At 51.5% G+C, this 239-nt stretch carries 1 rRNA gene; it reads left to right on the top strand.

The window, feature by feature from the left end:
* Nucleotides 1-239: ribosomal RNA gene (locus tag PV403_RS25400) — 16S ribosomal RNA — on the top strand; the annotation flags it as partial.

The raw sequence follows: 239 nt of genomic DNA, 5'->3' as shown, positions 1-239 counted from the left end.
GTCGCAAGACTGAAACTCAAAGGAATTGACGGGGACCCGCACAAGCAGTGGAGTATGTGGTTTAATTCGAAGCAACGCGAAGAACCTTACCAGGTCTTGACATCCCTCTGATCGGTCTAGAGATAGATCTTTCCTTCGGGACAGAGGAGACAGGTGGTGCATGGTTGTCGTCAGCTCGTGTCGTGAGATGTTGGGTTAAGTCCCGCAACGAGCGCAACCCTTGATCTTAGTTGCCAGCA

Origin of the sequence: Paenibacillus sp. GYB006 (assembly GCF_036577645.1) — a bacterium.
GTDB lineage: Bacteria > Bacillota > Bacilli > Paenibacillales > Paenibacillaceae > Paenibacillus.
The sequence above is the reverse complement of the archived record's forward strand: the minus strand, read 5'-3'. Positions and strand labels throughout refer to the sequence as shown.